Annotated in this window: 7 protein-coding genes; 1 reads left to right on the top strand and 6 read right to left on the bottom strand. The window is 44.5% G+C overall.

The annotated features are described in order from the left end of the window. Positions 1-187: 187 nt before the first annotated feature. The 6 genes from AC07M6_RS03290 to AC07M6_RS03265 all read right to left on the bottom strand — a co-directional run bounded on the left by AC07M6_RS03290 (position 188) and on the right by AC07M6_RS03265 (position 11,240). On the bottom strand, positions 188-2,146 hold the full coding sequence (locus tag AC07M6_RS03290; protein ID WP_494887485.1) for a sialate O-acetylesterase: 1,959 nt from the start codon (positions 2,144-2,146) through the stop codon (positions 188-190). 28 nt (positions 2,147-2,174) lie between these two features. Next, positions 2,175-4,073: a heparinase II/III domain-containing protein gene (locus AC07M6_RS03285; RefSeq protein WP_494887484.1), complete on the bottom strand. Its 1,899-nt coding sequence runs from the start codon at positions 4,071-4,073 to the stop codon at positions 2,175-2,177. 41 nt (positions 4,074-4,114) lie between these two features. Further along, a complete protein-coding gene (locus AC07M6_RS03280) occupies positions 4,115-5,254 on the bottom strand; it encodes a glycoside hydrolase family 88 protein (RefSeq protein WP_494887483.1) in 1,140 nt (379 codons plus the stop codon). 170 nt (positions 5,255-5,424) lie between these two features. Beyond that, positions 5,425-6,381 (bottom strand): DUF5017 domain-containing protein, encoded by a 957-nt coding sequence (locus tag AC07M6_RS03275; protein ID WP_494887482.1) that lies wholly within the window; start codon positions 6,379-6,381, stop codon positions 5,425-5,427. Between the two features lie 23 nt (positions 6,382-6,404). Beyond that, on the bottom strand, positions 6,405-8,015 hold the full coding sequence (locus tag AC07M6_RS03270; protein ID WP_494887481.1) for a RagB/SusD family nutrient uptake outer membrane protein: 1,611 nt from the start codon (positions 8,013-8,015) through the stop codon (positions 6,405-6,407). Between the two features lie 30 nt (positions 8,016-8,045). After that, complete coding sequence (locus AC07M6_RS03265) at positions 8,046-11,240, bottom strand: SusC/RagA family TonB-linked outer membrane protein (RefSeq protein ID WP_494887480.1); 3,195 nt, start codon at positions 11,238-11,240, stop codon at positions 8,046-8,048. A 415-nt stretch (positions 11,241-11,655) separates the two neighbouring features. On the opposite strand from AC07M6_RS03265, the gene AC07M6_RS03260 reads away from it, so the two are divergent. Further along, complete coding sequence (locus tag AC07M6_RS03260; protein ID WP_494887479.1) at positions 11,656-15,774, top strand: hybrid sensor histidine kinase/response regulator transcription factor; 4,119 nt, start codon at positions 11,656-11,658, stop codon at positions 15,772-15,774. The last annotated feature ends 16 nt before the right edge of the window (positions 15,775-15,790 follow it).

Raw genomic sequence — 15,790 nt, 5'->3', positions numbered from 1 at the left:
AAAATGGTTAAATTGGTTTGGTATTCGTTGTTATGATTCACCCAATATCCTCATCCGTCCCCCTGTAATATTTAAATAACATTATTGCTTAAAACCCCATATTATCTGGGCTAAACCCACAGAAAAAAGCGCATAGCAAACCCTGTAGCCTTTAAAAAGCAATTCATTTATAACTGACATGTTGGTGTTAATTAGTCCAGTCGTCGGTTCTGAATGGTGATGCGGGCAAGCCGCTTTGGTTATACAAGTTACATCCGGCCGGGTTATTTGCCCAGGCATATCTGACTGCTACCGGGTGAGCGACACTATCGCTCCAGACGACGATCTTGTTACCTTCAATTTTTGCTTTTGCCCAAACAAAGCGCTTATCGTTCCCGGCTATGGCAAACTGGTTCAGGTCGCCGTTTTGGGCGGTAAGCTTGCTGCGCGAATCAGCAAACGACAGGATAATTTTATCGCCCTCAACCGCCATCGATTGATAAACAGGCCCGGTGCTCACTTCCCTGTTATCCTTATAGGCAACCTTCCCGGCAACTAATGCAAGCCGCATACCTACGTCCTTTTTATTACTGGGGTGTATATCATCGGCTTCACCCAGATCGATAGTGACGGCCGTGCCACAATCGGGCAATGTGCGGGCTACGACAGTTTGCGACTCGCGGAGTACGGCCCAATCGCTCTCTGCAGGCTCAGCGGAGGGCTGCATAAAGTTTGGCAGCTGCACTATTAAAAAAGGCAGACTGGATTGGTTCCATTTGTTGCGCCATTCGGTAATCATGGCAGGTAGTAGCTTGCGGTATTCGGGCGCTTTAAATTTACTGGCGTTGGCTTCGCCCTGGTACCAGGCCACCCCTTTTATGGTGTATGGAGTTATCGGGTCTATCATACCGTTATAGTCTACACCCGGCGTAAACTCTATCCGGGCAAAACTGCGTACCGGTAACGGCGGCGATACATAGCCAATTTTGTAAAGCCACTCACCGGCAAGGTCAATGCTGTTTACCCCATCCGCAAGCCGGTATACTTTACCTTTGCCTATGCCCCCCTGCCCTTCGTTATCGATGATGCGTATAGTGATGGTGTTGGCGCCTTCCTTTAACAAACCGGCAGGCACCTTATACTTACGCAAACTGTATTTACTGCTGTTAAAACCTATTTTTTGTCCGTTAATATAAGTGGTGTCTATATCGTCTATCAAGCCCAATTCCAGGTAACTATCCTTATTAAGCATGGATGCCGGCACGTTGATCGTTTTTTTAACCCAAACCACACCATCAATATTGCCGGTGCTTTGCGTATCCCAAAAACCGGGAAACTTTAACGTTTTCCAGTCGGATAGATCAGCATCATTCCCTGCCCATGATTTGCCTTGAGCGTTAAGCCCTATGTCGTTCTTTTGAATATTAGCGTACCATGCGGCGGCCACCTGTTTATCTTTGCGTACCACCGATGCGGCGTAGGCCGTATCTTTGAATTTATCGGCTGTTTCAATATAGTTCGGAAAGTCTTTCAAACCTTCCCTGCTTATCCAGGCTTCGGCAGGCGATCCCGGCCAGCTTGAATGGATGATCCCGATAGGTACCTGGTATTTCTGATATAAGTTTTGAGCGAAAAAATACCCCACGGCACTAAAGCGCAGCACATTTTCGGGGTCAGCAATTTTCCAGGTTCCATCCACATCGGCAAGCGGGGTAAAACTATAGTGTGGCTTTACATAAAACTCCCTGATGGGGTAATTGCCCGAAGCCGCGATATCCTGGCTGTAGCGATCTTTAACTTTAATCATCTGGAACTCCATATTTGATTGCCCTGAGCAGAGCCATACATCACCTATCAAAATATTTTTAATGATGATGGTATTGCCCGCCTTAATGGTCATATTGTATGGGCCGCCGGCCTTCATAGCCGGTAAAGTAATGCGCCACTTTTTATCCGCACCGGTTTTTACCGATGCCGTTTTGTTATTGAATTGTACAACAACCTCCTCGCCGGGCAAGGCCCAGCCCCATATATTCACCTGCTGGTCCCGCTGTAAGATCATATTATCCGACACCAAACGCGGTAAGGTAACGTCCGCTTTTACCCATACCGGCAAAACGATGATCCCTAATAAGATCAGTACTTTGTATATTTTCCCTTTTTTCATGTGATCTGCAATTTATTGGGGTACATTTCTACCACTCATTCAATGGTTTCAGGGTTGATTTTTGAACAGCTATACTTTTTTCGCCCGGGAGCAAAAAAACATTGATGGTTTTTTTGGTGTGCGGGGGCACGGTAAACTCAAAACCTACTAATGTTGTCCCTATGTTTAATGCGTCGTAACTGTGCTGCGGATCGGTGCTCCAGGTACGTATGGTTACGCCGGGTACGCCGTCTACATAAAAAGTGAGTTTTTTCCCTTTGCTGCTGAGCTGGGCCTGGTTACCATTAATACCGGCTATTGTGGCCGGTGTAAGCATGACCCACCTAATGGTACATTCCTTATCCCCGGTTTCTATTTCATCCCGTATGTTTACATATTGCCCGTTTACAATGGCTATCCCGCGCTGCGCTTTCGATAAGTCTTCCTGGTAAATGGCAGTGAGGTCCATTACCGCCCGCGTGAAGGTCGAGTCGCCCGAATATTTTAACATCGGGGCAGTCCCCTTAACGCTTTGCAAATGATTATTGACAGTTAACGTGCTATGCGACAGGTTTGAATACCGGAACACTTCCCAACGCTGCGAGTTTTGCTTCATATCCCAGATGTTTAGTCCCTTTGATTCGAGCGACTCATACTCCTGCATACCCAGATCGGCAGACCATCTTACACCTTCGGCATCCATTACAAACGAACCCGCATCCATGTGCCCGTGACTGGCTGATGGCGTACCACCCTTAAGACCTGCTGATATGGCATTAGCATTCCCCCACGAAGTGCGCATAATGGCAACAGGGTTTTCTCCATGCCCGGCCCAGATCTTGTTTTTAGGCGCCGTTATCTTCTGCATAGGGATGTTGTGGCCCCACAATAAGGCAGCCGGTAAAAATCGGTTCCCTTTGGCATAAAAATTACCGCGGGTAAGGTTGGCTTTTTCGTTGTAAAGCAAGGTGTTATCATTAATTTTATTGGCAAACCAAAACATGGCAGGCTGCAAAGCCTCCAGGCCGCCGCAATCCGAATAATTAAAGCACAAACCCGATGGGCCGATCAGGTTTTCGTAAAAGGTAGCGGTTTTTAAAAAGCCGGGTTGCTGGCTTAGTCCGTAATCTGTTTTAAACAGGGTTTCTATCGCGCTGATAAAAAACACGTTAAAGCTGGTGCCATAGCCCCAGTAACTATAGCCTTCGGTATAATTACCATCTGGCGCGTAGCCCTTCATCGGCAATAAAACACTATTTAAAGCGCGGTTAATTAATTGTACGGAAACCTGTGGCTGATCCTCATAAACAGCAAGGGCGCCGAAGGTGATGCCGCCATTACACACCTGGTTCCAGTTATTTGTGCCCCTTAGCCAGCCGTTATATTTGGGGTTGAGCGATGGATTGATCCCTTTTTGGATAATGGCATCGCTGATTATTTTGCGCGATTTGGGTGACAGATCAGCATAAAGCCAGTCGTAACCGATAGCAACGGCCGTAGTCATTTCGGCCACATCCAAAAAATGATCAGGGTTCCAATCGGTAAAGCCCGCTATGGCCAGCATTTCCTCTTCGCACCTTTTAAAATATTTCTTTTTAGCGGTGATGCGCCAGGCGTATGACAGGTAAAAGATCCGTCGTAAACCCTCTCGCGATTGGCTAAGCAGGCGGCGACCGATCAATTTGCGCTCTATGGGATATAACAAAAGCATGGCGTCGCACTGCTCAATAATGCTGTTATGCACATTTTGCCAAAGGGGTTCCTGCGCTATCTTTTTCTTTATGCTATCCTCCTGACCTTGTAATAATAAAAGCCGGGGATGGTTTACCATTTTGGTGACATCAATATTATGCTCCTGACCAAAAGCCGCAGATAAACCCACCATGCCCAATAAGAACAGGGTACATAAGGCACTTGCCGTTACTTTAAATTTGTATATCAATGCCATATCGTTTCGTGTTTAAATTACTGATCTGTTCATCGCGCTGTTTATTTACCTGTCACCGGGTTTTTATGGTCCAGCAAAAGCTTATACCGATCCAATGCTTCTAAAAAATAATAATCGGCATAAACCAGGGGCACATCAATCTCTACCCCGTGGGCAATACTGCCTACGCTGTGTTTCAAAATAAAATCGCCGTTTTCACCGGCTTTTGCCCGGTAAGCCGGTGTGCTTAACGAGTGCAATATAGCAACGCCCGCATCTTTATATTTAGCGCCACCCTCACCTAAAAATGTACTTAACTCAATTAATGCCGAAGCAGTAACGGCAGCTGCAGATACATCCCGGTATTTAGCCGGAGTTTCTAAAACGTGCGATTTAGCCGATGGCGTATATCCCGGTTGATTAGCATTGAAATCCCAATAGGTAACCTTGTCCGATGGCAGGTCTTTATGATCGATATAATAGTCGGCCATTTTGGTGGCTGTGGTTAAAAAACGCTTGTCGCCGGTTTCGCGGTAGGTCATGGTAAAACCATAGATCCCCCAGGCCTGCCCCCTTGCCCAGGTTGAATTATCAGCATAACCCTGCGCCGTTTCTCTCGACAACACCCGGCCGTTTTCCGGATCGTAGCATACTACGTGGTAACAGCTGTAATCATCCCGCAGTTGATTTTTCATGACGTTTTCGGCATGTTGTATGGCTATTTTCTTAAACGATGGATCGCCGGTGGCCTTTGATGCGAAAAACAGCAGTTCGAGGTTCATCATATTATCAATAATCACCGGAAATACATAGCGGCCTTTACCATCCCACGATCCAAAGGCGTTCCACGATTTAATGCTGCCTGTTTTTGCACTGTAACGGGTACACAAGGATTTTGCCCCCTGTATTAACACTTTTTTATACTGCTCGTTACCGGTTAGGCGGTAGGCATTTCCATAGCTGCAATACAGCATAAAACCAAGATCGTGATGTTCGGTAAAATTTTGCAGCGACTCCAGTTTTCCGGTCCACTTAATTGCCTGGTTTTTCAGCGCCTCATCCCCTGTCCCCTGGTAGGCATACCATAACGAGCCCGCGAAAAAGCCCGATGTCCACTCGTACTTATCGGTAAGCTTTAGGTTTCCATTTTTATCAATGGTACGCGGAAACAGGGTATCGGTTTTATTTGCTTTCTCCAACATTTTTGTAAGTTGAATTTTAGAAAATGAAAGATCATCGTTTATTAATTGTAAATCGCCTGATTCTGAAACGAAAGACATGATGATTAAACAAATTAACAAACAAATAACAACGTGCTTTTTCATAGGCAGAAAATAATTTAAGAAGATAGAATATAGATGGTGTATTAGATTTAATTAACGGTAACCGGCACAGATTTGGCAACATAACGCATATCATTAATACTAACGCTGCCGCCGGTAAAGGTGGCGTTGTAGGTGCCCTTAGCCGGATATTTATAAGTAAACTTAAGCGTTTGCGTATTTTGCGAAACAACTTTAATAACCGCGCCTATATCCGGGCTTACCTTTTTTAAATTGATGGGGCCAATAATAGCCCAGCTTTCGGCGGCGACTGTGGCAAATGCCGCAGAAGTAGCGCCCGTGACGATTAATGATGAAGTACTGATGTTCCAGTTATAATTGGCTTTTATTTTATAAGCAACAAAGCCCGGACTAAATGTTGGCACATTGTAATTGAGGAAAGACACATTGGCTAAATTAAGGTTAGCTATTTGGTATGAAGTGCCATCATCCAATACATTGTTCAGCACAAATGAATCAACCGTCCATTTATTTTGAATGCTGCCTGTAGTGGCCAGGTACTTAAAAGCGATAAAAACGGGTTTATCATTGGCAGCAAAATCTGAAAGATCAATATTTCCGGATGCAAGAGCGGTACCTGTTGAAAGTGCGGCCCTCGACGTAATATCTGTCCAGGTTGAGCTGGTGATCTTTGTTTTGGTTAAGGTAGTATCATTAGCGGTTACCCCCGGAAAATCGGCCGAGACCAATAATTGTAATGAATTTGCCTGCAAGCCGTTTGCCCTGGTTGTACGGAAACTTAATAAAGGTTTACCATTAGTGGCCGTAACCCGGTCGCGATACTCGTACCTTTTGCCAACTTCGCCCGAGTAAAAGCTAATGATATCGGGATTACCGGTAAAGCTAAAACTGGCCGTATCGCCCAATGTCAATGTACTTTTTTGGACAGATACATTAAAATCGGAGTCGCCCAGGCTAAGTGTTTTTTTGCAGCCGGTAACCAATAAGCCGGCAGCAAAAGCTATGATAACAATATGTTTAATCATTGTATTTAGTTTTAATATTTTATTTACCAGCCAGGGTTTTGGGTCATGGCTTCGTTTACATTGATCTCGGAAGATGGGATAGGCAATAACAGGTACCGCGACGATGACGATGCCGTAAAATAGCCCGTGTTCCAGGTAATTTTATTGGTGCCGCTGGCATTGGAATTAGTGATTTCGGTAACCATTGCCGCAAGTGTAGTACCGAATATGCCCCAACGGATCAAATCGGCTTTGCGTAACCCTTCAAAACATAATTCCCTGGTGCGTTCATCAACAATAAAATTTCTGAACTGGGTTTTAGACATACCCGCCGGCGCATCCGCTACCGCACTTACAGCGGTTATAGACAAGCCATAACCCCGGCGCCTAACCTGGTTAAGCGCATCATAGGCTATTGCCGTAGGGCCATTCACTTCGTTTTCGGCTTCGGCAAGCATTAACAGCACATCGGCATACCTGATGATTGGGAAATTGGTGCCGTTATAATATTGCTGCTTGGCCGGGCTTAGCGGCTCGGTATAGCGCCTCCACTTGCCCATTTCGCGGCCAATAATATTTGATGCAGTATAATATGACCGGGTTGCCGTAGTGGCCGTACTATTGAACGAAAAAGGGGCTATTACCCAATCCCTGCGCAAATCTCCGGCGGCATACCTGTTATACAACTTGATCGTTGTCCTGATGTTGCCGCCGGCAAAACCGGTATCTAAATTATTGCAGGCCAAATTCATGGTTCCAAGCTTGCCATTCTCAAAGTACGCCGTATTGTTTTTATTGGTATTAAAGTCGGCTTCCCACATGCACTCTTTTACATCATAAATATCCTGCGATTCGTTAATAAAGATCTGGCTGTAAGCAGAGGCTGCCGTACCCGGCGTAAAGGTTATACGTAAGGCATGTTCGCCGCTTGTAATCACTTTATTTGCCCAGCTGATCACATCGCTATATTTAGCTGCATCCTGTAAAGGGTAACCGGCCATATATAGGCAAACCCGTGCCAGCATTGCTTCCACCGCCGTTTTTGAAACATGGCTGGCGTTACCAATTTCGGTGGCGGTGTAAACCTTGCCTTCTGCATCCTGCATATCCTTCAATATCTGGTTATATACAGTTTTAGCTGGCGTACGTGGTACCGCTACCGAATTAACATTAGCGGTTGGCGTTAGCTTTAATGGTACATCGCCATAATTGCTCACCAGTAAAAAGTGGTAATAGGCCCGTAAAAACAACGCTTCGCCCAGTATGGCCTGCCTTTTTTTCTCGTCCATTACCGGCCTGTTAATATTGGTAATAAGCAGGTTAGCCCGCTCAATACCTACATAGCATTGCTGCCATAAGCCTATAATGTAGGGGTTGGTATAATCGTACTGGTAAAACATGGGCGCCGAATAGGCATTGGAGCTGTATTGATAAAAAGCCTCATCGGTGCAAATACCCAATTGGTACCACAGGGAACTGGCATACAGGTATTCGTTGCCCAACAGATCATATACACCGGCTAAGGCCAGGTTCAGGTCGCCTTCACTATTGTAATAATTTGAAGGCTGTATAAAATCGGTTGGCTGCTTGTCTAATATCTTTTTGCATGACGATAACATCGCCAGGGCCATTATGATCAATAACAATCTTTTCATAATTCGTTATATTTTTATTTTGGTCAACTATTAAAATGACATGTTTACACCCAATGTAATGGTACGCGGGCGCGGATAGGCCGAGTAATCAACCCCGGGCGTTAATACCGAGTTGAAAACACTAACCTCAGGGTCGATACCCGAATATTTTGTCCAGGTATATAAATTTTGAGCGGATGCGTACACCCGGCATGTTTTTAAACCAAGCCTTTTCATCAGGTTTTGCGGCAGTGTATAGCCTAAAGCAACTGTTTTTAGCCTCAGGTACGAGCCATCTTCAATAACGCTGGAATTGGTCCCGGTGGGTGTGCTTGGCCCTGCGCCGCCCGGCCCGCCACGATGTATGGTGGTATTGGTATTTGTCGGTGTCCACCTGTTTTCAAAACTCGCAAACTGGTTAAGGTTAGAGCGCCCAAGCGTGTTGCCCTCAAATATATACCGGTTGGCGTTGATGATATCATTACCGTACGACCATTGCATAAACATGTTCAGATCAAAATTCTTATACCTAAAGTTATTGTTAAAGCCACCGGTATGGATAGGCAGGCCACGGCCGATAATGGCATAATCGTTAGCGTCTATCACCCGGTCGCCATTAATATCTTTAAACTTCATATCCCCGGGCGCAATGGAACTCCTCAGGTTTCCATTGGTGGGGATATTGTCTTTCAAAATGTAACCACCGCTTGCTGTTTTATCAAAATCGGCATACTGGTAAAGGCCGTCAAATATATAGCCGTACATCATGCCCAGCTGGTTGCCAACCTTTGAGATATAGGCCGGGATACTTCTGTAGTAAAAATCAAACGGCGCGGCTGAAGTAATTGCTGCCTGATTTTCGCTTAAGCTTAATATTTTACTTTGATTGAAGGAGATATTAAAACTACTCTCCCAGCCAAAACTTCTGTTTTTTATATTAACGGTGTTTAACGTAAGTTCTAAGCCCTGGTTTTGCACGCTGCCTATATTACGCAAGGCCTGAGAATAGCCCAACGAAAGCGGAAGGTTGGCCAGCAGCAGCAGATCGGTTGTTTTTTTACGGTATACCTCTGCCGTCAAGCTGATACGGTTCTTGATAAAGCTCAGATCGGTCCCGATATTGACAGACGAAGTTGTTTCCCACTTTAAACCGGCATTGCCCAGGTTTGAAGGGAAGGCCCCCGATATGGTGGTATTGCCAAATGTATAACCCTGCGAGTTGGCAGCGATACCGATTGACGATAAATAAGCATAATCGCCAACCCTATTGTTACCGGTTACACCGTAACTCACCCGCAGCTTTCCGTCAGAAAGGGCATTGAATTTCTTCATAAAATCTTCTTCGGTAAAGCGCCAGGCCAAGGCCCCCGACGGGAAATAGCCCCAGCGGTTTTCTTTGGCAAACTTTGACGATCCGTCGGCGCGGAATGAAACCGTTAACAGGTATTTTGATTTGTATTTATAATCGGCCCGGCTTAAAAAAGAAACCAAACCCCATGATGATGTAAGCGCGTTAACCGTTTGGGGGGTACCTTCGTTCAGCCCGCTGATGCCTAATTGCGGGTTAGGTAAATTAGTTGCGCTGCTACCGTAACTTGATGATTTATTGCCCGATTCTGACATCCCGCCCAGCAAGGTTAAATGATGATCGTTATTAAATGCTTTGGTATAAGTTAAGGTGTTCTCGTTAATCCAGGTAGAGTTTTGAGAAAACAATACACTGCCATTAACGCCGTTTAACGACCCTACCATGGTGTGCTTGTTGCCATATACGGTAGAGGTATCGTTAAATTGATTGTTTTGCCCTATGGTTTTATTGATGCCGGCAGTTACCCTCAGTTTAAGGTCGGGGGTGATCATGTAATCCAGGTAGGTATTTACAACGGTATTGGTGTATAAACTTTGGCGGAGCAGATGCTGCTGGTTAATGACCGGGTTAATCCGGAAATCAACTGTCGGGTCTACGCCCGGATCAAACAATGCATCCTCCAGATCGGGCACGCCGCTTATGGCAAAATTGCGGTACCCCCAAACACTAAATAAAGTGGCCGTGGTATTGCTGCCATTAGCAACGGTAGACGGGGATATCCCCGACTGGTTATTATAAGCATGATTAACATATACGCCACCTTTCACTTTGCTGCTAAAAGTTTGATCGAGCGACATGCTGCCTTGGTACCGCTTGTAACTCGAATTGATAATGGTGCCATCCTGCCCTAAGACATTCCCGGATATATAATACCGGGTGCTGCTGTTACCTCCGCTTACCGACAGCGAGTGATTCTGGATCAGCGCCGGCCTGAACAGTTCGCCCTGCCAATCGATAGTTGGCACGTCACGATACGAATCTAATGTTTTACCATTTGTGAAATAGGTACTGGTGGCTGTGGTAACATCACGTTCCAGCTGGTATTTCACAAACTCGTAAGGGCTCATCACGGCCATCGTCTTGATGTTTTCCTGAAACCCGACTGAGGTATTCAATGAAACTACAGGGGGGCCAACTTTCCCCTTTTTTGTGGTAATAATAATAACGCCATTAGCCCCGCGCGAACCATAAATGGCCGTGGCAGACGCGTCTTTCAATACTTCAATGGAGGCAATATCCAGCGGGTTGATGAAATTGTTATTGGGGTTCTCCAGCGGGAAACCATCAACAACATATAAGGGCGAGTTATCCTGCGTAACTGAGTTTGCCCCCCTGATCACGATGTTAACAGCCGAACCGGGTTGCCCATCAACCGATGACACATTTACACCGGCTACCCGGCCTGCCATTGCTTCATCGAATGAGCGCACCGGCGCTTTCTGCATGTTTTCAACTGATGCCTTGGCTACCGATCCGGTTACGTCGGCTTTAGTTGTTGCCCCGTAACCGATAATGATCACCTCCTGCAATCCGCTGCTTTTGCCTTTTAAAGTGATGTTATACTCTGTCCGGGTATCAACTACCATTTCTACCGCATCATAGCTAATCCCGGTAAATACCAGTGTATTGCCCGGCGACGCGCTTAGGTTAAAGCGCCCGCTGGTATCGGTCAGGGTACCCGTAGTAGTTCCTTTAATACTTACAGTAATAGCAAATATGGGTTTACCATCAGCATCTTTTACCACACCGGTAATTTTCTTCTGCGCAAACGCGGATGCCGAAAACAGTAATAGTAAAATGATCAGTTTAAAGGTGGTGGAAATTGGCCGTAACAATACCCGGCATTTGGCAGTACAATAGTAAAATTGTAATCTCATAAGCAACAAATTAAAAACGGTTTAATAATCTTAAAAACAGCATCAGCCGATCCTGTTTTCGTGTAATTGGTATAAGGCAAATATGGATACAGTTTAAAAAATCGCGGGGGCAAAAAATCGACTAAATAGGGCACTTTTTTAAAAAAACGCTGTGTATTGGGCAAATACGGGTCTTTTTAATAAATATATAAGTTTTAATCATTCCATTTTAGCCCCGTTGTAAATAAAGCAAGGCGTGTAAATTTTTATAAAAAGTATGGCGTACGGGCAATGTTAAGTCACGCAGAAAATCATTTAAAAAGCAGGGTAAATACTTTGTGCTATGGCGGGTATTTTTTTTATTTTTGAAATGATAACGTATTTGTAACCAGATCCTCCCCATACCTGAATTTTCTAATGATTTGAACTGTGCTGTATGAAGTATTTTTTGATCTGCTTTTTCCTGGCTACCTCCTTTTTAAGCAAATCGCAGCCTGTCAAATTCAATGCTTTAACGGTTGGTAACGGCTTATCGCAAAATTCCGTTTTATGTATCGCCCAGGACAGCCGTGGTTTTATGTGGTTTGGCACCCGTTACGGTTTAAACAAATACGATTCGCAACGATTTACGGTATATAAAAATACGCCTGATAAACCGGGAAGTATTTCCAGCAATTACATTACCGCTTTGTTATGCGACAGAGAAAAAAACCTATGGGTAGGCACCAATAATGGTTTAAACCTGTATGACGATAAAAAAGACTGCTTTGTTAAGGTAAGTTTAGCGCCTCCATCTGTAGCAAGCAAGCAAGGGCCAATGGTCAGCTGTATATACGAGGATAAAACCGGGCGAAAATGGGTAACATCAGGTAACTCACTTTACCTGCTGACCGAAAATAAGGGGCAAATCAATATCAGGCCGATCATATCAGTATCCAAAAAAAATATGCGATGGGGCACCATACATTGCGTATTTCAGGATCATGAAGGCATTATTTGGGTAGGCACAAGTATGGGAGCCGTCCGATTAATCGAAAAACAAGAGGAATTTGTATTTGAACCCCTGGTGCATAGCGATGACAAGCCCAATAGCATTTCCAACAACCAGGTTTTCAGCATTGTTGAAGATAGCGAAAACCAGATCTGGGCCGGCACTATAGTTGGCGGCTTAAATCAATACAACCGGGAAACCCGCGGCTTTACTCATTTCCGTCATTCAGATAATAATACAAATAGCCTGGTCAACAATAATATCCGAAAGATATTGACCGATAATAAAGGCAATTTATGGATAGGCACACAGGAAGGCTTATCTATACTCGATACTAAAACCAAAACCTTTACCAACTGTGTAAACGACCCCTGGAATAAAAACAGCCTGAGCCAAAATTCAGTTCACAGTCTGTATAAAGATAATGTGGGCAACATGTGGGTTGGTACATTTTTTGGCGGCGTAAACAGTTACTTTTATTACAATACGCCGTTCACTATTTATAGCAACAAATCGTCCAGATACCGGCTGAGCAACAATGTGATCAGTTCTATTGTAGAAGATGAAAAAATGAATTTGTGGATAGGGACCGAAGGCGGCGGCTTAAATTATTTAAACCGGGTAACCGGGAAATCAACCTATTATTTCAACAACCCCGAGCAACCTCTAAGCCTGGGGGCCAATTTGGTAAAAGTGGTTTATAAAGACAAGGCCGGCAATATATGGGCCGGTACCCATGGCGGCGGTCTCAACGTTTTTAATCCCCAATCGGCCACATTCTCCAGGTTTCTTTACCAGAATCATGAAACCTTAGGTTCGGAAGTAACCTGTTTGCTGGAAGACAGCAAAGGGTTGTTTTGGGTAGGTACAGAACGCGCGGGCATTAAACTTTTCGAGAAAAAAGGGACCTTGCTTATCCCCTACTCTGATGGCGATAATATTACCCGCGCCATCGGAAACATTTCCATATTATCTGTTATTGAAACCGCAGATAAAAACATATGGGTGGGTGGGCCATCAGGCTTATTTATGATCCGTAATAAGCAGGTTAAGCCTATTGCTAAGGGGAATAGTAAGCCATCCTATTATGTCAATTCCATTTTTGAAGACAGGCAGAAGAATATATGGATAGGTACTTACTACCAGGGCTTGATAAAGTATGATCAGCAAGGCCAGGTTAAAGCCATTTACAAGGAAAAAGATGGCTTGCCGGACAATAACATATTGGGAATCCTTCAGGACGATCAGGGTGCGCTTTGGATAAGTACCGGCAATGGCCTTTGCCGGTTTGATATGAACCGGCATACGTTTAACACCTATACCGAAACGGACGGTTTGGCCGGCAATGTTTTCAATAACAACTCGTACTACAAAAGTAAAACCGGGGAAATGTTTTTTGGCGGCTACAACGGCTTTACAGGCTTTTATCCCGATCAGATTGAGGTGAATAAAAAGATCCCGCCTGTTTATTTTACCGGGTTAAAGCTTTTTGACAAGTGGGTAGGCATTGACGCGACCGACCATCTGCTTACAAAAGATATCAGCTATACCAGCGATTTGACGTTGCAGCACGATCAAAACGTATTTACCTTAGCCTTTGCCATTCTTAATTACATAAAACCCGACAAAAACAGGTACAGGTATAAAATGGATAGCTTTGATGAGCAATGGCACGAAACCACTAATCCATCCGTAGTTTATACAAACGTACCGCCGGGCAAATACCGTTTAATTGTACAAGGGGCTAATAATGATAATTTTTGGAGCAACAGCGCCACGCTCAAAATAAATATTTTGCCGCCGTTTTGGAAAACATGGTGGGCATACAGCTTATACGCCCTGCTATCCATAGGGATAGTTTTCTTTGTAGTGCGGTACTTCTTTTTGCAGGCATTATTAAAAAAGAATGATGAACTGACCCAGTTAAAGCTCAATTTTTTCACCAACATATCGCATGAGATACGTACACATCTCTCCCTGATCATTGGTCCGGCGGAAAACCTGATGCTCGAAGAAAAAAAGGATCCGTACACCCGGCAACAACTGGTAAGCATTAAAAATAATTCGGAAAGCCTGCTGCAATTGGTGAACGAACTGATGGATTTCAGAAAGGCAGAGACGGGCCACCTGTCGCTTCATATCGCCAAATGGAATATCGTGCCTTTTATCGAATCTATCTTCTCTTCCTTTTACGATAGTTCTGTTTCTAAAAATATCCAGGCCGATTGCATAAGCTCCGTGAGCGAGATGGAGATCTACTTTGATAAAGAACAGTTAGAGAAAGTGTTTTATAACCTGCTCTCCAATGCTTTTAAATTCACCCCTGACGGTGGCTTTATTAGCTTAAGCGTTGAAGACAAACCAGATTTTATTGAAGTTAGCGTAACCAACAGCGGTAAAGGAATAAGTAAAGAAAACATGGAAAAATTATTTGATAATTATTTCCAGGAGGAAGATTATGGGAAAGAGAATACCGGTTATGGTATTGGGCTTGCCTTATCTAAAAGCATTGTGGAACTGCATCAGGGTAATCTATCGGTTATCAGTCAGCCCCAGCCTGATGGTGAGGGATATATCACCTGTTTTAAAACAATGCTATTAAAAGGAAAAGGGCACTTTGCAGCGACTCAATTAAGCTATCCATCAAAGGAAACACCTAAAGCCGCGGATACAAGCTTCGCTAATTTGGGTACAACAGAAACCCTGCGTGATATAGCAGGAAACGAACTGTTAACCAAGCAGGTGATCTTATTGGTTGAAGATAACTTTGCGATCAGGGCTTTTATTAAGGAATCGTTGACAGATCAGTATGAGATTTTGGAAAGCCCCAACGGGGCCGAAGGCTTAGCAGCCGCGTTGCAGCATACACCAGATCTGATAATCAGTGATGTGATGATGCCCGAAATGGATGGGCTAACGCTTTGCAGTATGCTAAAAACCGATGAAAGGACCAGCCATATCCCGGTGATTTTGCTCACCGCTAAAAATACAGTCGCGCATCATGTAAGCGGCCTTCAAAACGGCGCGGATATTTATCTGACCAAGCCATTCAGCATCCAGGTTTTAAAGCTGCAGATCTTTAATTTACTCAGTGCCCGACAAAAAATTTGGCTGCAGTTTAACAAACAGCTTAAACCTTATGGCGGTTCGTTTCAAAATACAGGTGATCAGCTTTTGCCGGGCACCAATCATGTTAACGACGACCAGATCCCCCTGCATCCGCTTGACCGGGCCTTTATTGATAAGGTAACCACCATGGTTAATGATAGTCTGAATAACCCACAGTTTGGTATCGCGCTTTTATCAAAACAGGTGGCTATGAGCCAGCCTGTTTTGTTCAAAAAAATAAAAGCCATAACAGGCTTGTCCGCCAATGAATTTGTAAAATCATTACGACTGAAAAAAGCTGCGGAATTATTGCTCGAAAACCGCTACACGGTTTATGAAATAGCTTACATGGTGGGCTACGAAAGCAGTAAATACTTTAGCCGCGAATTTAAAAAGCACTTTGATAAAAGCCCTACAGCGTACGCCGCTTTAAAACACTTGCACCTTAACGAATAATCGGGAAATGAACAGC

The organism is Mucilaginibacter sp. GW821-FHT07H05 (assembly GCF_059418485.1).
This window is presented reverse-complemented; position numbering and strand designations above follow the sequence as displayed.

Excerpts from the sequence above, each read along its gene's own strand:
- AC07M6_RS03290 (WP_494887485.1), bottom strand. The coding sequence starts at position 2,146 with ATGAAAAAAGGGAAAATATACAAAGTACTGATCTTATTAGGGATCATC.
- AC07M6_RS03275 (WP_494887482.1), bottom strand. The coding sequence starts at position 6,381 with ATGATTAAACATATTGTTATCATAGCTTTTGCTGCCGGCTTATTGGTT.
- AC07M6_RS03280 (WP_494887483.1), bottom strand. The coding sequence starts at position 5,254 with ATGTTGGAGAAAGCAAATAAAACCGATACCCTGTTTCCGCGTACCATT.
- AC07M6_RS03260 (WP_494887479.1), top strand. The coding sequence starts at position 11,656 with ATGAAGTATTTTTTGATCTGCTTTTTCCTGGCTACCTCCTTTTTAAGC.
- AC07M6_RS03285 (WP_494887484.1), bottom strand. The coding sequence starts at position 4,073 with ATGGCATTGATATACAAATTTAAAGTAACGGCAAGTGCCTTATGTACC.
- AC07M6_RS03270 (WP_494887481.1), bottom strand. The coding sequence starts at position 8,015 with ATGAAAAGATTGTTATTGATCATAATGGCCCTGGCGATGTTATCGTCA.
- AC07M6_RS03265 (WP_494887480.1), bottom strand. The coding sequence starts at position 11,240 with ATGAGATTACAATTTTACTATTGTACTGCCAAATGCCGGGTATTGTTA.